General features: G+C 53.4%; 21 protein-coding genes. 15 read left to right on the forward strand and 6 right to left on the reverse strand.

Translation table 11 applies throughout. The features are described from left to right. Nucleotides 1-78: 78 nt before the first annotated feature. The 3 genes from KNP71_RS00240 (at nt 79) to KNP71_RS00250 (ending at nt 1,707) form a co-directional block, all read left to right on the forward strand. Nucleotides 79-855 (forward strand): hypothetical protein, encoded by a 777-nt coding sequence (locus KNP71_RS00240; RefSeq protein WP_214755729.1) that lies wholly within the window; start codon nt 79-81, stop codon nt 853-855. 18 nt (nt 856-873) lie between these two features. Next, complete coding sequence (locus KNP71_RS00245; protein WP_214829768.1) at nt 874-1,221, forward strand: short-chain dehydrogenase; 348 nt, start codon at nt 874-876, stop codon at nt 1,219-1,221. Between the two features lie 138 nt (nt 1,222-1,359). Further along, entirely contained in the window at nt 1,360-1,707 is a 348-nt protein-coding gene (locus KNP71_RS00250) for a hypothetical protein (RefSeq protein WP_029595848.1), read from the forward strand. Nucleotides 1,708-1,907: 200 nt separating this feature from the next. Here KNP71_RS00250 and KNP71_RS00255 read toward each other — a convergent pair whose 3' ends face one another. The 3 genes from KNP71_RS00255 to KNP71_RS00265 all read right to left on the reverse strand — a co-directional run bounded on the left by KNP71_RS00255 (nt 1,908) and on the right by KNP71_RS00265 (nt 3,806). Next, the gene (locus KNP71_RS00255) at nt 1,908-2,108 is read right to left on the reverse strand and encodes a hypothetical protein (protein WP_029595847.1); all 201 of its coding nucleotides are present in this window, start codon (nt 2,106-2,108) and stop codon (nt 1,908-1,910) included. Then, on the reverse strand, nt 2,105-2,281 hold the full coding sequence (locus KNP71_RS00260) for a hypothetical protein (RefSeq protein WP_158001045.1): 177 nt from the start codon (nt 2,279-2,281) through the stop codon (nt 2,105-2,107). Before KNP71_RS00260 ends, KNP71_RS00255 begins: the two co-directional genes overlap by 4 nt. An 88-nt stretch (nt 2,282-2,369) precedes the next feature. Next, nucleotides 2,370-3,806 carry a protein adenylyltransferase SelO gene (locus KNP71_RS00265; protein ID WP_214829772.1) on the reverse strand — a complete coding sequence of 479 codons (1,437 nt, stop codon included), beginning with the start codon at nt 3,804-3,806 and terminating at the stop codon, nt 2,370-2,372. 108 nt (nt 3,807-3,914) lie between these two features. Between KNP71_RS00265 and KNP71_RS00270 the strand changes: the two genes are divergently transcribed. Together KNP71_RS00270 and KNP71_RS00275 are read left to right on the forward strand one after the other, a co-directional pair. Beyond that, nucleotides 3,915-5,159, forward strand: a complete 1,245-nt coding sequence (locus tag KNP71_RS00270) for a bifunctional folylpolyglutamate synthase/dihydrofolate synthase (protein WP_214829775.1) — start codon at nt 3,915-3,917, stop codon at nt 5,157-5,159. 44 nt (nt 5,160-5,203) lie between these two features. After that, nucleotides 5,204-6,787, forward strand: a complete 1,584-nt coding sequence (locus tag KNP71_RS00275; RefSeq protein ID WP_214829777.1) for a hypothetical protein — start codon at nt 5,204-5,206, stop codon at nt 6,785-6,787. A 44-nt stretch (nt 6,788-6,831) separates the two neighbouring features. On the opposite strand, the gene KNP71_RS00280 is transcribed toward KNP71_RS00275, so the two are convergent. From KNP71_RS00280 to KNP71_RS00290, 3 genes are read right to left on the reverse strand one after another with little or no spacing between them, the layout of a single operon-like run. Further along, nucleotides 6,832-8,493: a hypothetical protein gene (locus tag KNP71_RS00280; protein WP_131471083.1), complete on the reverse strand. Its 1,662-nt coding sequence runs from the start codon at nt 8,491-8,493 to the stop codon at nt 6,832-6,834. A 14-nt stretch (nt 8,494-8,507) separates the two neighbouring features. After that, complete coding sequence (locus KNP71_RS00285) at nt 8,508-9,071, reverse strand: PilW family protein (RefSeq protein WP_214752524.1); 564 nt, start codon at nt 9,069-9,071, stop codon at nt 8,508-8,510. Continuing rightward, the gene (locus KNP71_RS00290; protein ID WP_214752526.1) at nt 9,019-9,468 is read right to left on the reverse strand and encodes a prepilin-type N-terminal cleavage/methylation domain-containing protein; all 450 of its coding nucleotides are present in this window, start codon (nt 9,466-9,468) and stop codon (nt 9,019-9,021) included. The genes KNP71_RS00285 and KNP71_RS00290 overlap by 53 nt, the downstream gene beginning before the upstream one ends. Nucleotides 9,469-9,631: 163 nt before the next feature. Between KNP71_RS00290 and KNP71_RS00295 the strand changes: the two genes are divergently transcribed. The 10 genes from KNP71_RS00295 (at nt 9,632) to KNP71_RS00340 (ending at nt 19,623) form a co-directional block, all read left to right on the forward strand. Further along, on the forward strand, nt 9,632-10,858 hold the full coding sequence (locus KNP71_RS00295) for a G5 domain-containing protein (RefSeq protein WP_214829781.1): 1,227 nt from the start codon (nt 9,632-9,634) through the stop codon (nt 10,856-10,858). Continuing rightward, the gene (locus tag KNP71_RS00300; RefSeq protein WP_214829785.1) at nt 10,855-11,136 is read left to right on the forward strand and encodes a hypothetical protein; all 282 of its coding nucleotides are present in this window, start codon (nt 10,855-10,857) and stop codon (nt 11,134-11,136) included. Before KNP71_RS00295 ends, KNP71_RS00300 begins: the two co-directional genes overlap by 4 nt. A gap of 10 nt (nt 11,137-11,146) precedes the next feature. Continuing rightward, entirely contained in the window at nt 11,147-12,796 is a 1,650-nt protein-coding gene (locus KNP71_RS00305; RefSeq protein WP_251132731.1) for a GspE/PulE family protein, read from the forward strand. A 4-nt stretch (nt 12,797-12,800) separates the two neighbouring features. Further along, nucleotides 12,801-13,835: a type IV pilus twitching motility protein PilT gene (locus KNP71_RS00310; RefSeq protein ID WP_021066866.1), complete on the forward strand. Its 1,035-nt coding sequence runs from the start codon at nt 12,801-12,803 to the stop codon at nt 13,833-13,835. Nucleotides 13,836-13,839: 4 nt separating this feature from the next. Beyond that, complete coding sequence (locus KNP71_RS00315; protein WP_214829791.1) at nt 13,840-15,057, forward strand: type II secretion system F family protein; 1,218 nt, start codon at nt 13,840-13,842, stop codon at nt 15,055-15,057. Nucleotides 15,058-15,199: 142 nt separating this feature from the next. Continuing rightward, entirely contained in the window at nt 15,200-15,697 is a 498-nt protein-coding gene (locus KNP71_RS00320; protein WP_214829794.1) for a prepilin-type N-terminal cleavage/methylation domain-containing protein, read from the forward strand. Nucleotides 15,698-15,783: 86 nt separating this feature from the next. Continuing rightward, a complete protein-coding gene (locus KNP71_RS00325) occupies nt 15,784-16,536 on the forward strand; it encodes a prepilin peptidase (RefSeq protein ID WP_214829796.1) in 753 nt (250 codons plus the stop codon). A gap of 12 nt (nt 16,537-16,548) precedes the next feature. Further along, the gene (gene pilM, locus KNP71_RS00330) at nt 16,549-18,192 is read left to right on the forward strand and encodes a pilus assembly protein PilM (protein ID WP_214829798.1); all 1,644 of its coding nucleotides are present in this window, start codon (nt 16,549-16,551) and stop codon (nt 18,190-18,192) included. Then, entirely contained in the window at nt 18,189-18,896 is a 708-nt protein-coding gene (locus KNP71_RS00335; RefSeq protein ID WP_058763221.1) for a hypothetical protein, read from the forward strand. Before pilM ends, KNP71_RS00335 begins: the two co-directional genes overlap by 4 nt. Before the next feature lie 139 nt (nt 18,897-19,035). Further along, the gene (locus KNP71_RS00340) at nt 19,036-19,623 is read left to right on the forward strand and encodes a Maf family protein (RefSeq protein WP_251132723.1); all 588 of its coding nucleotides are present in this window, start codon (nt 19,036-19,038) and stop codon (nt 19,621-19,623) included. The last annotated feature ends 13 nt before the right edge of the window (nt 19,624-19,636 follow it).

Genomic DNA, 19,636 nt, shown 5'->3' on the forward strand with positions numbered 1-19,636 from the left:
GGAGACTTGTTCTCCGAAGAAGGTTTTTTTGTCGTTTGGTGGAATTTAGGAGAGGAGACGATATAAAGGTGGTGTGACATGAGACGAATCGGAATGATGTTAAGTTTGGCAGTTATGGGACTGAGTGGGTGTGTGGCGGAACGAGCTGAACCGATCGAACCGACGGAATCAGGAGTGACAATTAATGAAAGTGCAGAAGAGACGTCTTCCAAGGATATTCCCGTAACGACGGACAAAGAAGTGTTCGGCTCGATGATTGAGGACGTGCCAAAAGGGACCGTTCGACTAGTTGATGCGGTCACGGCCCAATACACACTTCAATATACAGATGGTACGTCCGAGCGACCAGCGAGAGACGGTGTAATCTATGAAACCGTCATCGATGATCTCGGGCTCATTGCCATTAAGTTACCAAACCGCGACGATTCGTTCGGCGTATTCAACTATTCACGGGACGAGGAGTGGGGGTTGCACGGGATTCAAAACTTTACGATTCCCGAGGCGGCCGAAAAAGTCCGACACGGGTTGGACTTGCCTGAAGAAGAGCTGTTTGTCGACAACTTCGAGATGAGTCAGCTCGAGCGGCCGGTGGAGATGTGGACGTTGTATGATGAGACGCAATGCATCACGATTTTAGTGACCGATGCTTTCAGTGTGGCTGACGGAGAATTGATTGAACGGCGTGACGTTTCGAATGAGCGGTATCGCTTGAATCAACCGGAAGGGAACGGCTTGTTTTACGTAGACCAGGGCAAGCTCATCGTCGTGACGGGCAATGTGTCGGAAGAGGTGTTGCTCGACCTTTCGGACTCGCTACCGGAGGCGTGGTCGGTGGATTTTCCAATTAAAGAATAAATTGAAGCAGGCGAAAGGATGAGTTCTAATTTGCCAGTGCACGAATTTGATTTATGGGAACGAACATTGAAAGCACCTACACGTAATCCAGATTATAATGGCTACACTGAGGTTGATGATGATTTTATCCAAGAGCTTATGGAAGCGTGCTCGATTATGCGGACCTATTTTCATTCGTATCATCGTCCTGATCTCGGGCTGGATTATTACGGAACTACCCTCATCCCAAACGAATCGTTATCGATGTTTTATGACATCGTCACGCAGTCACGTGTATTCCATCGTTCAGAAGAGTTGAGCGATTTGGCGAGTCTCATCATTCAAGCCGAACGCGAAGGCAAAGACTTGGTTCATTTTGGGATTTAACGGACTAAGAAAATAATTATACATTGCCATTCGTTACATAGACTCTCATTGAGAATGCGTGTTAGGAACGTAGGTCGAAACTTGGTTAAGTCGATGAAGGTATTTAAAGTGTACATATTTTTACAGGGAGGGATGGTCATGCCATACACGCACGAATTCGGTGTATTGGATTCAACAAATCGTCAATCATCATATGATACGTATACACCTGAACACTTCGATTGTGTCTCGGTGGATGGGGAGTGGGTGGATGAGTTTATCGAGGAGCTGAACGAGATGCGCACGTATTTCCACTCCTATGACCGTCCTGGATTCGGATTAGACGAATGCGGGATCACGCTCATTCCATATGAGTCACTGGCGCTGTTCTATCAAGTCGTCAAAGCGATGATGTACACGCATGAGTCGGAACAACTGAATCGACTTATTTCCAAAATCACACAAGCCCAAGTAGACAAGAAGGACATGATTCATTTCGGACTATGAGTCTATAGAAAAGAACAACCCCGAGCATCGTCATCGATGTTCGGGGTTTCGTTTGCGTTCGATGTAGATTATGCCAAATACAGTGGCGGCAAACAAAACATGCAAGAGGAGCGGTTGAGGATAACCAATGCGGAATAGGTGCATGGCATAGACGACATAAAGGATGCTTCCGAATCCTACCAAGACGGAATAAAGAACCTTCATACGTCTTCTTCCTCCGGTTCTGTCCAAAACGGAAGACGACCGGTTGTCACGAAATACGAGGACGTGAGCAGGACGCCGATTGCGAGTCCAGTTACTTGCGGCTGAATCGGCTGACCCGTAAATGACAGATAAAAACTGTAGACGAGATAGGACGTGGATAAGACGATGATTGCCATGAGCAAGATAGTCATCTTCATTTCGATTCATTCCATTCAAGGTTATTCAAATGTCTCATCAAGGTGGAAAAGGAAACAGCAAAGAAAAAGGCAGGCATTAGCCAGGCCCAGTCATCTATGAATGGTCCTTGCAATAGCTCGATTGACATCAAGCAGGCAAACCCTAACGCAATGAGTGAAGTGAGTAGAAGCATGTTGAACCTCCTAAAAGTGATGTTATCTACTTTACGCTCGAAAATGAAAAAGGTTCCAAAAAAAACCATCCTGCCGAAGCAGAATGGTTCACGTGCCACAAAACGTCTGATACGGATACGTCCGTGGTGGTCCTGATGAGATATAACGTCCGAAATCAGCTTCATAATCGTAAGGCTTCCGCAATACGTCGAGCAGTGCATGCGTCGGACCGAAGTCACCACGTTCGGCTACCATGAGGGCGGCCTCGACATGATGGTTGCGCGGAATGACGGCCGGGTTATGCTGACGCATGAGCCGGATGACGTCCTCATCAGGAAGACCTTGCTCTCCGAGGCGTTTTTGCCAAGCGGACAGCCACGCCTTGCCATCATCTTGCTTAGCAAAGGCAAGCGAATTTGTGTCGCCGAGTGTGAGCGCGCGGAACGTGTTCGTGAAGTCAGCCTCAGACTCCATCATGAGTCGGAGCAACTCGTCTGTCAGTTCATCGTCGCCATCTTTTCGGACGTAGAGCCCGATTTTATGGGCGAGGCCAGTAAAGTATGCTTCTTTATACGTTTCCGTGTAGTCGTTCAACAGTTTATTGGCGATATCGACGGCGGTTTCTTGCGTGTCAGCGAGGAGCGGCAACAGCGTCTCGGCGAGGCGGGCCAAGTTCCACGACCCGATATACGGCTGATTCGCATAGGCGTAGCGTCCCTCGCGGTCGATGGAGCTGAAGACGGTGTTCGGGTGATACGTATCCATGAATGCACATGGTCCGTAATCAAGACCTTCACCGCTGATGAACGTGTTATCCGTGTTCATGACGCCGTGGATGAATCCGACGAGTTGCCAATCCGCGATGAGCTTCGCTTGGCGGGTGATGACGCGGCCGAGGAACTGTTCATAGCGATTCGGCTGTCCTTCAAGATCAGGGTCGTGGCGCTGAATCGCATAGTCGGCGAGAGCGATGACGTCATCAATCGATCCGGCCGCAGCGGCATATTGGAACGTACCGACGCGCAAATGGCTTGCCGCGACGCGCGTCAAGATGGCACCATGCTTCGGTCCTTGGCGCATGATCGGCTCACCGGTCGTGACGACGGCGAGCGCCCGGTTCGTCGGGATGCCGAGGGCGTGCATCGCCTCACTGATGAGGAACTCGCGCACCATCGGTCCAACGGCGGCCCGTCCATCGCCTCCACGCGAATACTCGGTCGGACCTGAGCCTTTCAATTGAACATCGACACGCTTTCCGTTCGGGGCGACATGTTCCCCGAGCACGAGTGCTCGTCCGTCACCGAGCATTGTGAAATGGCCGAACTGGTGGCCGGCATACGCTTGTGAGAACGACGTCTCCGTCTGGCGATTACCGGCAAAGAGTGCGACGTCTTGACGTGCTTCGGCGTCGAGTCCGAGTGTCTCGGCGAGCGCTTCGTTCCAAAGGACGAGCTCGGGCTTATCGACCGGATGGACCGGTCCCCGGTCGTAAAAGATGTCACGGAGATCGAGGTAGGTCGCCTCGAAGTTCCAATTAGTTGTCATGGTGATTCCCCCTTCTTCGCCTCGAGTATAGCACAGCCGATTCCTTGCATAGCGCTTCGCGAATTTTGGTAAGATGAGAGGGAAGTGTGAAAACAGGAGTGATGGAAGATGGAGACGAGACTAGACGTATTAAAATGGCTGAACGGGCAGCTGCGGTTCGGGATTAAGCCGGGCCTGAAACGAATCGAGTGGATGCTGAACGCGCTACAAATCAAGGAATTGCCGTCGATTCACGTGGCGGGGACGAACGGGAAAGGGTCGACGGTCGCTTTCTTGCGGGCCATGGCGACGAAACAGGGCTTGAACGTCGGGACGTTCATCTCGCCATACATCATCCAGTTCGAGGAACGGATCATGTTGAACGGGGAACCGATTCGAGAAGAGGACCTCATCCGCATCGCCAATAGAGTCCGTGACTGTGCGAACTCGTCACCAGAGACGTTGACGGAGTTCGAACTGCTGACGGTCATGGCGTGGCTCTATTTCCATGAGCAACAGCCTGACCTCGTCATTTGGGAAGTCGGGCTCGGAGGACGTCTCGACTCGACGAACGTGTTACAGAAGCCGCTCGCGACAATCGTGACGTCGATCGGGCATGACCATCAAGGCATCCTCGGTGACACGCTTGAAGAAATCGCGCTCGAGAAGTTCGGTATCATGAAGTCGGGTGTCCCGATGTTCCATAGCTTGACGGAGAAGCGATTGATTGAGTTGCTCGAACAACAAGGTGAGACGATGGACGCGTCGATTCACGACGTCACGCCGCTCGTCTCATCCGTAGAGGATGGGGCCGACACGGTCGTCACGTATGATGGGATGCCTCCGGTGACACTCGGATTGACCGGACACCATCAAGCGTATAACGGAGCGTGTGCTGTCGCCGTCGCGCGCCATCTCGGCTGGAGAACAGAGACGATTCAAGCGGGACTCGAATCGGCGCAACATCCGGGACGCTATGAGCTCGTCTCAAGACAGCCTCGTATCGTACTCGATGGGGCGCATAATGCCGAAGGCGTCGCCGCACTCGTCGAACAGCTGAAACTTGAGCGTGACGTGACCGTCCTTGCCGCCATTCTTGCCGATAAGGACCGGGAAGCGATGGTCGCGTCGCTCCAGAAAGTGGCGGGCGTCTATGAGACGACGTTCGATTTTCCGCGTGCCCGGACGAAAGACAGTCTGATTGCGGATGGTGCTCGTTACGTGGACTGGCAGGATTGGTTGGCTGCGTGGTTCGAAGCACCGAAATCCGAGACGCTCGTCGTGACCGGGTCTCTCTACTTTATCAGTGAAGTCAGAACCTATTTCCAAAGTTTGAAAAAAACCGCTTGTGAACAGGAAGAAAAAGGGGTATGAATTAACTGAAGAAGTGTGATGACAAACCGACTGGAGGCACAACGATGAAGAGGCAGCTAAGATCCAAGTACGGGTTCCTCATAGTAATAGGGATGGTCTTATTGTTGTTCGCGTATACATCAACGTTTGCGAATAACGGGAACGGAAGAGGAAATGGGAACAATAACGGCAATAATGGTAACGGTAATGGAAACAAACAGGGCATTGTTTTTCAAACGGATATTAAAGATGAGACAATTCGAACAGTTACACCAGAAGCTGTGCTCATAGGAGACAGTTTTGATTTGACATATGACTTGTCATTGAATAACATTCTTGATTTTACAAACGGTCCGAACATCAATTCTTACAAGTATGTAGAATGGGCTGTGACAATTGAAGAGACAATTCCAGAAGGATTATCTGCAGTCGTAACTCCTTCAACAGCTCACAATTTAAATTTTGATCCTAAAACACGTCTCTTAACGGGAACAATCAATGTACTCTGTGGAAAGAAAAACTCCGGACTTGAATCTTGTAATGATTATAAGAATGCAGCATTCTCTGACCTCATCACCGTCAAATTGATTGCAGAAAAACCGGGTAGTTATACGTTCGAAAACGGACGGTATGCCTATTCGTTGGAAGCTGACCATTCTGGGAATGGGAGCGGTGCGCAAAAACATAATCGTTCGTTCACTGATGCTGGGAGTGGCTTCACAAAAACGACGGTGACGGTAGAAGAACTGAAAATCAACGTTCCAAGTGAAACGACGATTTATTTGGGGAATTCAAAAACGGTAGAAGCTAACTTAGCGACTGTGAAAGCGGCGATTCCACCAAATGCGAAACTCACATGGGAAATTGATAAGTCCAGTTTCGTAAATCAAACGAATTCAACGAATCAAAGCGTTACGTTAAAAGCGTTGGATGCCGGTGAGGCGACTGTGAAAGCCGTTTATGAATACGCGAACGGTCAAAAAGTTAAATCAAATGATATGAAGGTTGTCGTAAAACTACCGGATTTATCATTAACTACAAATGATCAAGAACTTTGGGTGTACAAAAATGAAGCAGGAACATTGGTTAAGCAACAGACTTTATTGACATTGGAACAATTGGTGGAAGATAAACAAGCTCTTGCCAATCCGCTTGCTGTAAAATGGAACGCTGATTCGTCCGCCTTGAAAATTCTCTCAAGTCAAAACACGTCTGCTACCGTACAAGCCGAGCATGGGAGTACGAGCAACGTTTCGGTCGTTGCGAAATTAAAGGATTATATCGGACAGACGATGCCTGTCTTGATTAACGTGAAAGAGTATCCACAAAAAGTCTCGACACCGAACGTCATTCTCTACATGACAGACAGCCCATATAGCTATCCGGTCAAATTCTGGCCGGAGACGGCAAACGTGACGGGTTACGGTTTGACTGTCCTCGAAGGAACGGATGTCATGACCGCAAAAGATGGCGTATTGACACTCTTGAAGCCGGGTATCGCGAAAATCGGTCTGGTCACAGAGGACGTCAGTGTATCATTTAAAGCAGGAGAAGGTCCGAAAATCATCAGCCAAACGTTCTACGTCCGCGTCAAAGCAGGTACGGATCCGAACCCAGGAACCGAAGATCCGTCTGGCGATTTCTATTAATCTCAATCATAGAAAAGAGGCTACTCGTGAGAGCAGCCTCTTTTTCATTTCTTCAATTGTTGACCGACGAACAGTTGGAGCTGGTTTGTGACCGGGAGCGTGTCGATTTGGCGGAATACACCCTCATTATATTCCATGACGAGACGTGAATCGTCGACGTCTGGAGAGGCAATCACATTCCCAGGAGCGAAATAAGCTTGTTTATTCGCCTGTTGCGGTAATGATTTAAACGAACCGCGGAATGTGTTTACTTCGAGCGGCCCTTTACTATACAGACCGCCTTTCATGTTGACAATGGAGCCGACAGAATAGAGTCGAGTCGGTTCAGTCGAAGCGCTGTACATAAATGCTTGGAGCGTCGAAGAACTGTCCTGGAATTCATTGATTCGATTCAATAAAATTTTTCCTTCGGCGAGCAGGACGAGTGAACTGTCATTCGCACCAGAAGCGACCGGCAATAAATCCGCGCGATCAATGAACGCGTCTCCTAATGTATAAACGGTCGTATTGAACGCGACTTTCCCACGAATCGTCAAATCCCCATTAATGATTAGTGGGCGGCTAATGGTGATGGTGTCTAATGCGTCGATGGTGACATCTCCGTTTAAGAGAAGCGGGACGGTGCTGTTCGTAATCGACTTGGTGATGACCATCGGACCTGTCACACCTACTGGAAGATTGACGAGTTGTAACGTTTGGACCGAATTGAGCTGGCTGGAATCGATAAACTCGGTCGGCCGTTCACGTGGCGTTGTCTCTCCATCGACGACGTAAGTTTGCTTGAGAAAGGGTGAAATCGTCGATGTCGGGATTAACGTTGATTGAAACAGCGTTTGCTTCGGTGAATTGGTATAAGGCAATTTACCGGCAGTGGCACGGTGTCGGTTCGCGAACTGGATGACCGAGTAATTCAAGTTAAAGCGAGAAAAGGTACTCTCAACCGGACCAATCTCAGGTTCATAGTTCACACCAGGCGTGGTCGAATTCGTGAAATAGTTCGGCGTCTCGCAGCCGTCGCACGTCGCCCCGTTTCCGAGGTCAATGCGGCCATCGAGATAAAACCGGCTCGAGGCGCTATTGTTCAGCGTGTTGATTTGGTCTTTCAGTTGGTACTTCGCGTCGCGTTCGAGTGCGAGCTTTGTCCCCGCAAACAAGTTCCCTTCAATCTTCGGTGGACCGTTGACCGTCAACGTGTCGTCCGACCCGAGCACGTAATAGAGGAATGACGGCAGCGCCGTCACATACACTTCTTGGCTATACGAGCTCGTCTGCATCGGCTGTTCCGGTTTCGCTTTCGTCGTCCCGGTCGCGGTCAACGTGAGCACCGTCGTGAACGGGGCGTTCGCCTGGTCCGCTGTCGAGCGAGTGATTGAGTAGCGGATATCGTTATCGCCCGATTGGCGCGTTCCTGCATACAACGTATCTTGTTTGAGTACAGTCTCGACTTTCGCCTGGAACAATTGCTCGTTCTCCATATATGGTTGGACGACATTCGCATCGTGGAGCGGGAACGTCGCTCGGAGGTCGGCGACGAGCACATCGAGCACGCCTTTGACGTCGGTATCGAGCTGCGTCTCGTCGACACGGAGATTCGTCTGCTTGTTCGTGGCCAAGTTGACTTGAATCGCTGCGAGCGAGAGGACGGCGAGCGCCGCCATCGTCACGAGGACGAGGATGAGGACGTAGCCTCGTTCATCTTGTTTCATCTGGATCCCTCTTTTCATAACGGGATGGTACTCGTAAACGTCTTGGTGAGCGTGGCATCGTCGCGCGAGGCGAGCGTCACTTGAATCTCCATCAGTCCGGACACGATGTAAGCCTCGCGTCCGCTCCTTGCGTCCGTCACTTCGTCCTGAATGTCGATGGTGACGGCTTGGACGGTGACGTCAGGGTTGTCTGTCACGAAACTTGACGGGGCGAGCTCGAACACGGCGTCTTCCATATAGTCGCCTTGACGGTACAAAATGCCTTCCGTCGAGATGCGCGGGGAATGGAGACGATGGAACGAATATGTATCCCCGTTGACGGTCAAGGCGTCGAACTCGGTTTGGTTGATGTCCTGGAGGACGCTTGTGATCAAGTAGTCGGCCTCACTCCGGAGCGAGCTCGTGTCGTTCGTCAGACGGAAACCGAGCGAGCCGGTCAAGAAGACGGTGATCACGATTCCGGCAAAGATGGCGGAGATGACGAGCGCGAGCAATAACTCGACGAGCGTGACGCCGTCCTCACGGTCACGGAAGCTCTGGAACGTCCGTCTCAGGGAATTTATCTTGAAGCGTCGCATTCGTCACCACTCCTTTCAACGTGATGGGTTTGAGCAACGTCTCCGAGGCGACGGTAATCTCGACGTTGACGAGGTCAGCGGGCGGTTCGTTGCCTGGAGAGAGGATGGTCACATCGAAGGCGCGCCCGTTGATGGTGACGTCACACAAATCGCAGACGTTGGCCGGCGTCTTCTGGAGGATCGAGATGTCAATCGGGTCTCGCGTTTCGGCCGCCCGACGCTTCAACGTGTTGAGCGTATTTTGGGCGACTTGGTTTGCCACGGTCCGGTCAAGATCCGAGGAGGTGATTCGCAAGCTTTGGGAGAAGATATTCATGAGCGATAATGCCAGGATCGAGACGACAACAATCGAAACGAGCACTTCGACGAGCGTGAAACCTTGTTCGGAACGGTCCACCGCATTGACCTCCTTTTCAAAATTCATTTAATGATAGGAAAAAAGAGACTTTTAACCTGAAATAATTGTTATTTTCTGTACAATGCATATTATACTAAAGTTACAGTGGGAACGGATAGTAATTCAAAAGTCTCATTTGACTTGAAATAGAGGGGGAAATGGAATGAAGCGATATGGGATGCACCTGTTCATCCTGGCGGGGCTAGTCCTGCTCGTGTCGTTGCCGACGATCGGGCTCGTGAACTATCTCGATGCCTCGGCGAAGACGACTGCTACATATAAAGAGACGACCGTGGCCGGCATCGACGTGTCGGGGATGACGAAAGAAGAAGCGGTCGTCCGAATCGAGAACGCCATCAAAGACTTCAACAACACGCCGTTCACGGTGACGCTCGTCGATGGGACGGCGATCGAGGTCGGCAAAGATGTCGTCTCGTTCAACGTCGACGCGACACTCAACGCGGTCACTGAATCGGGTACATATCCGCTCGTCACGACGGTCGACGAAGAGCGATTGACACCGTACTTAGAGAACCAACCGGTGACGCTCTCGATGGTGACACCGCCGCTCGTCGAATCCGCCTCGAATTTGAACTCAGACGTCGTCCTCGAGATGACGGCGACGGAGAGTGAAGTCGTCGCTTCGATCACGGTCAGTCCGACGCCAGCGATGCGCTCGGCACTCGAACGGATGAATGGCTTCGAGATGGAAGCCGGGGACATCTTCAGCTTGAAAGCGTTCGGGGAAGATTTTGAGGCGCTCAGCACGCTCGGTTCCTCGATGTATCAATTGTTCGCGGCGACACCGTTCCAAATCCTAGAACGGGTCCAACATGAGACACTCCCGACCGGCATCGAGCTCGGCTATGATGTCAAAGTCGACGAGCGCTCGAACTTCGCCGTACAGAACACGGAACAGACACCGTACGCGCTCATCGTGATCGAAGAAGGGAACGCGATGACGGTCCAATTGCTCGGTAAGGTATTCGTTGGAGCGTACGAGTCGCGCGTCGAAGACGTGACGAGCGTCCCATATCAAAACATCGTCCGCTTCTCGCCGTCACTCACAGCCGGCAGTTCGTCTGTGACCCAATCCGGTCAGACCGGGGAATCGGGCAAATTGTATCGTGTTCGTATCACGGATACGGGCGAGTCGCTCGAACTGCTCGGGTTTGATTTTTACGAGCCGATCCCGGAGATCGTGACGAAAAGTTCCGTCCCGCTCCCGCCTCCTGAACCGGTCGAACCGGTGATTCCGACTTTCCCGGACGAATCACTGAAAGATGACCCGTTCGATGACGATGTAGAGGATGACGGATTGAATGAGTTTGAAGAACAACCACCGGTGTATGACCAAGACCCGGTGCCAAGTGAGGGGGCAGTCGGATGATCGGTTATTTGATTTTGATCGCCTTTTGGGTACTTGCCACATTGACCGTGTTCGCCTTGTCGATTCCATACGTTCGGAAGCGGGAGACGAAAGGAGTCATCTCGTTACTCGTCGCCGTGCTCTCGCTCGGCGTGTATAGCCTGTATGTCGAAGGGCTCGAGCGGACGTGGTGGGCGTGGGTCCTCCTCGCCCTCGGTTTGGCCGGCGGTGCGGCACTCAGTGCGTTCATCGAACAGCGAGACGTCGCACAGCAGGTACCACAGAGGATGGTGAAGTAAGTTGAGACGAATGAAGAAACGGCTCGGCGAGATGCTCGTCGAGGCGGGGATGATCACGCAAGCACAGCTAGACGAAGCACTTACTCAAAAGCGGACCGGGGAGAAACTCGGGGACGCGCTCATGCGATTGAACTATTTGACCGAGACGCAACTGATTCAAGTGTTGCACGAGCAGTTGAACGTGCCGGTCATTTCATTATATTCAGAAGACATCAATGTCACCGTGACGAAACTTGTCCCGAAAGTCATCGCCCAAAAACATGACATCATGCCGATTTCGTTACAAGGCAATACGCTGTTCATCGCGACAGCGGACCCGCTCGATTTGATCGCCATCGATGACGTGCGTCTGCAGACGGGGATGAACATCGAGGTCGGGATCGCCACACGCGAACAGATTCGTAAGACGATTAGCCGCTTTTACGAGATGGACGCGTCACTCATCGAGATTTTAAAAGAAGAAGCGCCTGAACTTGACCGGGAAGAGACCGCATCGCGTGATGACGCACCGGTCATCCGACTCGTCAACCAGCTCTTCTTGAGCGCCATCGACCAGCGCGCCTCAGATATCCACTTCGATCCGCACGAGAAGCAGCTGCATGTCCGTCTTCGAGTCGACGGTGATTTACGAACCGAAGCCATCTATCCGAAGAAGATTCAAAGCGTCATGTTGACGCGCCTCAAGGTCATGAGTAACCTAGACATCACCGAGAGCCGCTTGCCGCAGGACGGACGCATCAAATATACGCTTCGGGGCCGCCCTTACGACTTCCGCGTCTCGACGCTCCCGACGATGTATGGCGAGAAAATCGTCATCCGGGTGCTCGATTCATCGGAAGGGTTGACCGATTTGACGAAACTCGACTTCGGCGACGAGAACGAGGTGGTGTACCGCGACATGCTGAAACGGCCGAACGGGATTATCCTCATCACTGGGCCGACCGGTTCAGGGAAGTCGTCGACGCTCTATGCGTCGCTGCGCGAATTGAACGATGAATCGAAGAACATCATCACGGTCGAGGACCCGGTCGAGTATCAGCTCGACGGCATCAACCAAGTCCAAGTCAACGCCAAGGTCGGCTTGACGTTCGCGTCGGGTCTCCGTTCGATTTTGCGACAAGACCCGAACATCGTCATGGTCGGGGAAATCCGTGACACCGAGACTGCCGAGATTGCCATCCGGGCATCATTGACCGGTCACTTGGTGTTATCGACGTTACATACGAATTCGGCCATCAGCTCGATCACTCGCTTGATCGACATGGGGGTCGAACCGTTCCTTGTCGCCGCCTCGACGTCCGGACTTGTCGCCCAGCGGCTCGTCCGTCGCGTCTGTCGGGACTGTGGCCACGAACAGCCCGTCTCGAAACGGGAACAGGAACTGTTTGCGGCTGAAGGCGTCCCTGTCGAACGGATCATGCGCGGCAACGGATGCGCGTCATGTAACTTCACGGGGTACCGCGGCCGGCTCGCCATCCATGAGGTCGTGCCGATTGACGAAGGATTGCGCCGATTGATTATGAACCAAGCGACGGAGGCCGAGATGGTCGCCTATGCGAAAGCACAAGGCGTCCGCTTCCTCCTCGCCGATGGACTCGAGAAAGTCGCACTCGGGCTGACGAACACCGAAGAGATATTGAGAACAGTGATAACGGAGTGAGCCTATGATCCATCAGTCGATTGAAGTGATTTTAACGAAAGCGGTCGAACAACGCGCCTCGGACATCCATTTGACCGCCGGCTCGCCGCCGATCATCCGGGTCGACGGCAGTCTCATCACGATGGGTGACGAGAAAGTGTTGCCGCTCCATATCGAGAGCTATTTGAAAGAGATTATGACCGAAGAAATGCGGGGCCGGCTGGAGATGCAGCGCGATCTCGACTTCTCGTTCGGAGTGCCGCGCGTATCGCGGTTTCGTGTCAACGCCTATTACCAACGGGGCACGGTCGCCATCGCGTTCCGGTCCATTTCCGGGGAAATCCCGACGATGAACGAGCTCGATTTGCCGCAAGTGTTAAAGCGGTTGATTGAGAAGCCATACGGGCTCATCCTTGTTACGGGTCCGACCGGGTCGGGGAAGTCGACGACACTCGCCGCGATGATTCACGAGATCAACCGCACGCAGCGCAAACGTATCATCACGCTCGAGGACCCGATCGAGTATTTGCACTCGCACGACCAGAGCATCGTCGACCAGCGTGAGATTGGCTCCGACGTCATGAAGTTTGTCGACGGGCTTCGGGCCGCGCTCCGGCAAGACCCGGACGTCATCTTGCTCGGGGAGATGCGTGACCTCGAGACGATTTCGACGGCGATGACGGCTGCCGAGACGGGCCACCTCGTCATGGCGACGCTCCACACGTCGAGCGCGATGTCGACTGTCAGCCGTGTCATCGACGCGTTCCCGGCCGAGCAACAGGACCAGATTCGGACCCAGCTCGCCAACGTCCTGCTCGGTGTCGTCAGTCAGCGTCTTTTCCCGCGCGTCGACGTGCCGAAAGGTCGTGTCGCTGCGATGGAGATTATGATTGGCAATCCGGCCGTCGCCAACTTGATTCGGAACGAGAAGGAGTTCCAACTCCCGACCGTCATCCAGACGAACCGGCAGAACGGGATGCAGACGATGGACATGGCGATTGAACAGCTCGTCCGTCAAGGCGTCATCAACCCGAACGCCGTACCAAATGAAGAGAGGTGACTGAATGGCCATCTTCCAATATGAAGGCAAACTGCTGAACGGAAAGCGTAAGAAAGGGCGGGTCACCGCCGTCTCGCTCCGAGAGGCGAAAGAAAAACTGCGGCAAGAATCGATTCTCGTCACCGAGCTCGCTGAACTCGAGTCGACCGGATTGAATAAAGAAGTCAACCTGCTCCCCGAGCGGGTCAAGATTGAACATTTGATTATGTACGTGCGTCAGTTCGCGACGCTCATTCGGGCCGGCGTGCCAATCGTTCGGGCCACATCCATCTTGCGCGTCCAGACCGAATCGAAAGTGTTGAAGAAGACGCTCAGCCAAGTCGAGGATGATTTACGCGAAGGGATCGCCTTCTCGGAAGCGATCAAGAAACACCCGCGTGTGTTCTCGAACTTCTTCAGCTCGATGGCACTCGCGGGTGAGGCGAGCGGGAACTTGGAGGAGGCGCTCGACCAAATCGGGCTCCAGCTCCAAAAACAGTATGACGTCAAACGGAAAGTCATCTCGGCGTTGACATACCCGCTCGTCGTCTCAATCGTCGCCATCGGTGTCGTCGCCTTCTTGATGGTGAACGTCGTCCCGACGTTCGCGAGCATCTTCGGACAGCTCGGCGGGGAACTCCCGCTCATCACGCGCATCGTCGTCGCCGTATCCGATTTCGTCGCCGCCTATTGGTGGCTCATCTTCGGTGGGGCCCTTATCGCCTTGCTCGTCTTCACGTGGATGTTGAAGCGCGACAAGGAACGGTATGTGATTGATGGATTGTTGTTGAAGATGCCGATTTTTGGGCCAATCGTCTTAAAGTCACAAATTGCGTTATTGACGCGAAGTTTGGCCGTCTTGCTTCAAGCGGCGGTCCCGATTTTATCGGCAATCGAGATCACCGAGAAAATCGTCTCGAACCGGGTCATCCGCAAAGGTCTTGCTCAAGCACGCAAGATGATGGCGCAAGGGATTCCGCTCCACGAACCGCTCGAACGGAACGATAGCTTCCCGCCGCTCATGACGCAAATGATTGCGGTCGGCGAGGAGAGCGGGGATTTGGACTCGATGTTGAACGAGGTCGCGGAGTTTTATGAGACCGAGGTCGAGACGACGACAGACCGCCTGAAATCGATCATCGAGCCACTGTTGATTGTCGTCTTGGCGAGCATCGTCGGCGTCATCGTCATCGCGATTGTCGTCCCGATGTTCCAAATTTATGGCGATATCCAAAATCAGTAGAAATTTTTTATTTATTTGCAGATTTGTATCTTTTCAATCCTATTTTTTGAATGTATAGTAAAATTGTTCTACTTAGTATTAGGTCAAAGGTAATGCATGCAGCACACAACACAGCACAACACACAAAAGGGGAGAATGAATCATGTTAGAGAAAATGAAAATGATTTGGCAAGATGCCAAACAATTGAAAGATGAGCGCGGACTCACACTCGTCGAGTTGCTCGTCGTCGTCGTTATCTTGGGGATTATCGCAGCCATCGCTGTTGTCGCGATTGGTGGAATTATCGAGAACTCGAAGAAGGACGCGATGGTTGCCGATGCGAAGCAGATGGTGAGTGCAGCGAAGTTATATACTGCTTCTAACCCGGTCGATAAAGCAACGGTTTTAGATTATAAAGCAACGACAAATACTGCAGCGACAACAGGAGACAATCCACAAGCAGCTGTTGTTGGAACAAAATCTTATATTAGCGACATGAAAGATCCATTTGGCGGCGCAGACTACACAACTGCTACTGTCAAAGTAACACCGAGTAGTGGAAATTACACTTATCAAGTAAACTTAGCTGGGACAGAATTTAAGTTTGTTGATAAAGCTACAGATGCTTTGAAAAAAGACTCTTTGGCTGAAGTAAACTAAGAAACTCCGGCTGGCGCTGGGCACTCGCTCAGCCTAGCCGGTTTTCTTTTTTTGGCATATACTTACAAGTAAGGAAGTGACCTTGATTGGTTGAACTTATTGGACTCATTTATAGCCTCGTCCTCGGGGCCGTCATCACGTCATTCACGAACGTCGTCGGGCTCCGCGTGCCACGCAAACAGTCCATCGTCACACCGCGCTCGCACTGTCCGTCATGTGGACACGTCTTATCCGCTTGGGAACTGATTCCGGTCTTCGGTTACGTGTTCCTGCGCGGGAAATGCCGCGGCTGTGGCGGGCGGATCGCGCCGACGTACCCGCTGTTTGAACTGCTCGGAGCGGTCGGTTACGCCTATAGCTTCTGGCTGTATGGCTTTAGCCTCACGACGCTTCTCGCCTTCGTCTTCTTATCGACGCTCCTCGCCTTGGCGATGTCGGACTTGTCGACGATGCTCGTCCCGAACATCATCTTGCTGTTCACGGCACCGGTCCTCATGTTGCTCGCCTATAGCGCGGGTGTGGTCTGGTGGAGCCCGATTGCCGGGGCTGCACTCGGTTTCGCTGTCCTCGCCACCGTTTTTTTCGTCTCCAAAGGGGGACTTGGGGCCGGCGATGTCAAACTATTTACAGTAATCGGGCTCGTCCTCGGGCCGCGCGACGTCCTCGTCGCACTCTTTTTATCGAGCTTGATTGGCGCGATTGTCGGATTGACGCTCATTGGCTTGAAGCGGATGGATCGCAAACAGCCGATTCCGTTCGTGCCGTCGATCGCACTCGGCACGATGCTGACGTTTTGGTTCAGCGAACGCTTTTTTGATTGGTATTTTGATTTGATGTAGGGGGAAACCAGCATGAGCCGGTCTATAGAGAAAGGAACGGTCGCGTATTTCTCGTTCGATGCGCTCAGCATCCACGGGGCCGTGATTAAACAAGGCGTGTTCAAACGCAGCGCGTCCGTCCAATTGGCGAAAGGCGCCTACGTGGGGGGACGGATTGAAGACGAGAACGCATTCGGTCTCGCCTTCGATGAACTGTGCCGTAAACTGAAAGTACGAAAAGGGATGGTCTGTGCCGTCGATATGGCTGAGACCGAGGTACTGTCCCGTAAAGTCGAGATTCCATCGACGATCCCGAAAGATGAGATTCGCGGCTATCTGTTCATGGAGATCGGCAGCTCGATCATCTTGCCGTTCGACGACGTCGCCTTTGACTACGAGGTGCTCGGCGAGACGGAGACGAAGACCGAGGTCATGCTCCACGCCGTCTCGGTCGATTTGACGAAAGCAATCCGCGCCTACATGAAGAAACGTGGATTCCAATTGAAGAAAATCGTCCCACGCCCGGTCGCGATCGCGAACGGCGTGAGCCGACTCGAGACGCTCGACCCGCTCAAATCGACACTCCTCTGGCACGTGACACCGTTCGCGCACCAGTTGCTCGTCCTCGAGGAAGGGCAAGTCCGGTTCATCCGGGCCATCGAGACCGACCTCCCGTACCGCGCCGAGACGACGGATGGAATCATCACGTATACATATAGCGGCTCGAAGGAGACGCTCGCGACGCAGACGGACGAGTGGTTGAACGAACTCGCACGCTTCCTCGACTTCTATCGCTACTCGCTCCGGACGGACGGTCGTCCGATTGACGAGTTGCTCGTCTCGGGGACGGTCCCGAACCTCGACGACCTCGTCCGGACGATTGAAAGCGAGGCGATGGTGCCGGTCAAACGGATCGACGACCCGCTCCCGCTCTCTCACGCTACACCGTTGTCGCACCAGATGTTGCCGCTCCTCGGAATGGCGACGCTCGACAAAGAGCACGACGCCAACTTCATCAACTCGACCGATGTGACACTCCGGTGGCCGATTATCGCGAGCCTGCTCGCGCTTTTGATTGGCGGCGGGGCGACCGGTTACTTGTTCTATGAAGTGAACGAATTGAAGCAGAACGAGGCACAGCTCGAAGAACAGTTGCAGCTCGTCCGCATCTATCAGACCGAGCAAGTGAACTCGAAGGGACAGCAAGTCTTGTCGCTCGACCAGACGGTGACGGCGCTCACGGCCGAGGAGAAGTTGGCCGTGCCGGCGCTGCGGGCCTTGACGGAACAACTGCCGCCGACGGGCTACGTGTTGACGTATAATTACGCCGACGGTTCGCTCATGAGCGTGCGCACCCAGTTCGAGACGCTCGCCGATTTGAACGTGTTCCAACGCTCGCTCTTGAACGACGTACGGTTTGAGAACGTAAAACTGCTCGGCGTGACGACCGAGACGAAAGCGGAGACGGAACAGGAAGAGACGGATACCGAAACGGATTCGACGCTGTCGCCGAGTGTGCTCGATTCGACGAACGAACCGCTCCCGCGTTACATCGGTGAGTTCACCTTCACGTTCCTCGACGTCGAACCGGAGGCACCGGAAGGGGAGACCCCAGACGGTGAGACACCAGACGGCGAGACGGAAGAGACGACCGATGAGGAGGTGGTGAGCGAATGAAACGCTCGACGATTTATTTGATTTTCACAATCTGTTTGTTCGCGGCCATCGCCGTACCTTCTTATTTCGGTTACCAGTACTTCATCCACCAAGGCAACGTCAAATCGCTCGAGCGGGAACTGTCGCTCGAACAGACGAAGCTCGAACTGTTGCGCCAAGAAGGCGAAGTCGTCGACGTCGCCGACTCACAGCGCCTGCAGACGCGCGTCCCGACCGAAGCAGCCCTTGACACGGTCGTCGAGACGTTGTCGCAGGCGAGTCAACTGTCGGACGTCCGTGTGACGAGCATCGCTTTCGCCGACGGCATCATCGCCGAATCAGAAGTGCCGGAAGACATCGACGAGCCGGAACCGAACGACGTGAGCGCGACGGCTGAACCGGCCGAACCGGTCGAAATCACGCCGGTCAACGCCTCATCGGTCCGCTCGACGGTTTCGCTCCAAGCGGACACGTACGAGTCGCTCGTCTTGTTCCTCGAGTCGGTCGAGTCGATGAACCGGATTCACATCTTGCGCACGGTCCAGTTCACCGGACCGACAGAGACGGGACCGAACACGACCGAGACGGCCGAGCCGCTCGACTTCACGGTCGAACTCGACGCGTTCTATCGTCCGGACCTCGATCAACTCGTCGAGGACCGCTATGTGCCGGCCCAGACGTTCACCCCGAAAGACATCCCGGTGTACGACTATACGACACCATAATCCGAGCGTCCCTTCGAAAAGAAGGGACGTTTTTTTGAGGCGTCGTGGATTGTAAACATCTGCCCGTTTGCCTACAATCAACAGTGAAGTGTGATACGGGAAAGAAGCCCGTTACGCACATATGGAAGGAGTCGCTACAATGAAACCAACACAGAAACGTGTCATCCTCGCCTCGATGTCGCCGCGGCGGACCGAGCTGTTGACCCAGGCCGGGATCACCCATGAGGTCATCCCATCGAACGTCATCGAAGGGACGAACGGACGGGAACATCCGGACGAGTATGTCGGGCGCCTCGCCCGCGAGAAGGCGATGGACGTCGCCCGCGACAACCGTGACGCCGTCGTCATCGGCTCAGATACGGTCGTCGTCTTAGACGGGACGATTTTAGAGAAGCCGAAAGACCGGGACGACGCGCGGGACATGCTGCGACGCCTATCGGGGGCGACACATGAAGTGCTCACCGGCGTCAGCATCATCGGGCCCGAGCGGCAAGACTTGTTCGTCACGACGACGCACGTCACGTTCATCGACATCCCGGACGCGTGGCTCGACGGCTACCTCGATTCGACGGAGCCGTATGACAAGGCCGGTGCCTATGGGATTCAAGCGTCGGGCGGTCTGTTCGTCGAACGGCTCGAAGGGGACTTTTATAACGTCGTCGGTCTGCCGATCCGTCCGCTCGTCGAGACGCTCGAGCGACACGGGGTATCGCCGCGCTTTCTGTGAATGAAGCGAAAGT

Source organism: Exiguobacterium sp. s56 (assembly GCF_018618255.1).
In the GTDB taxonomy this organism is placed as follows: Bacteria; Bacillota; Bacilli; order Exiguobacteriales; family Exiguobacteriaceae; genus Exiguobacterium; species Exiguobacterium chiriqhucha.

Bases quoted from the DNA above. Each gene is read 5' to 3' on its own strand.
- KNP71_RS00240 (WP_214755729.1), top strand. From the start codon at position 79: ATGAGACGAATCGGAATGATGTTAAGTTTGGCAGTTATGGGACTGAGT.
- KNP71_RS00245 (WP_214829768.1), top strand. From the start codon at position 874: ATGAGTTCTAATTTGCCAGTGCACGAATTTGATTTATGGGAACGAACA.
- KNP71_RS00250 (WP_029595848.1), top strand. From the start codon at position 1,360: ATGCCATACACGCACGAATTCGGTGTATTGGATTCAACAAATCGTCAA.
- KNP71_RS00255 (WP_029595847.1), bottom strand. From the start codon at position 2,108: ATGAAGATGACTATCTTGCTCATGGCAATCATCGTCTTATCCACGTCC.
- KNP71_RS00260 (WP_158001045.1), bottom strand. From the start codon at position 2,281: ATGCTTCTACTCACTTCACTCATTGCGTTAGGGTTTGCCTGCTTGATG.
- KNP71_RS00265 (WP_214829772.1), bottom strand. From the start codon at position 3,806: ATGACAACTAATTGGAACTTCGAGGCGACCTACCTCGATCTCCGTGAC.
- KNP71_RS00270 (WP_214829775.1), top strand. From the start codon at position 3,915: ATGGAGACGAGACTAGACGTATTAAAATGGCTGAACGGGCAGCTGCGG.
- KNP71_RS00275 (WP_214829777.1), top strand. From the start codon at position 5,204: ATGAAGAGGCAGCTAAGATCCAAGTACGGGTTCCTCATAGTAATAGGG.
- KNP71_RS00280 (WP_131471083.1), bottom strand. From the start codon at position 8,493: ATGAAACAAGATGAACGAGGCTACGTCCTCATCCTCGTCCTCGTGACG.
- KNP71_RS00285 (WP_214752524.1), bottom strand. From the start codon at position 9,071: ATGCGACGCTTCAAGATAAATTCCCTGAGACGGACGTTCCAGAGCTTC.
- KNP71_RS00295 (WP_214829781.1), top strand. From the start codon at position 9,632: ATGAAGCGATATGGGATGCACCTGTTCATCCTGGCGGGGCTAGTCCTG.
- KNP71_RS00300 (WP_214829785.1), top strand. From the start codon at position 10,855: ATGATCGGTTATTTGATTTTGATCGCCTTTTGGGTACTTGCCACATTG.
- KNP71_RS00305 (WP_251132731.1), top strand. From the start codon at position 11,147: ATGAAGAAACGGCTCGGCGAGATGCTCGTCGAGGCGGGGATGATCACG.
- KNP71_RS00310 (WP_021066866.1), top strand. From the start codon at position 12,801: ATGATCCATCAGTCGATTGAAGTGATTTTAACGAAAGCGGTCGAACAA.
- KNP71_RS00315 (WP_214829791.1), top strand. From the start codon at position 13,840: ATGGCCATCTTCCAATATGAAGGCAAACTGCTGAACGGAAAGCGTAAG.
- KNP71_RS00320 (WP_214829794.1), top strand. From the start codon at position 15,200: ATGTTAGAGAAAATGAAAATGATTTGGCAAGATGCCAAACAATTGAAA.
- pilM (WP_214829798.1), top strand. From the start codon at position 16,549: ATGAGCCGGTCTATAGAGAAAGGAACGGTCGCGTATTTCTCGTTCGAT.
- KNP71_RS00335 (WP_058763221.1), top strand. From the start codon at position 18,189: ATGAAACGCTCGACGATTTATTTGATTTTCACAATCTGTTTGTTCGCG.
- KNP71_RS00340 (WP_251132723.1), top strand. From the start codon at position 19,036: ATGAAACCAACACAGAAACGTGTCATCCTCGCCTCGATGTCGCCGCGG.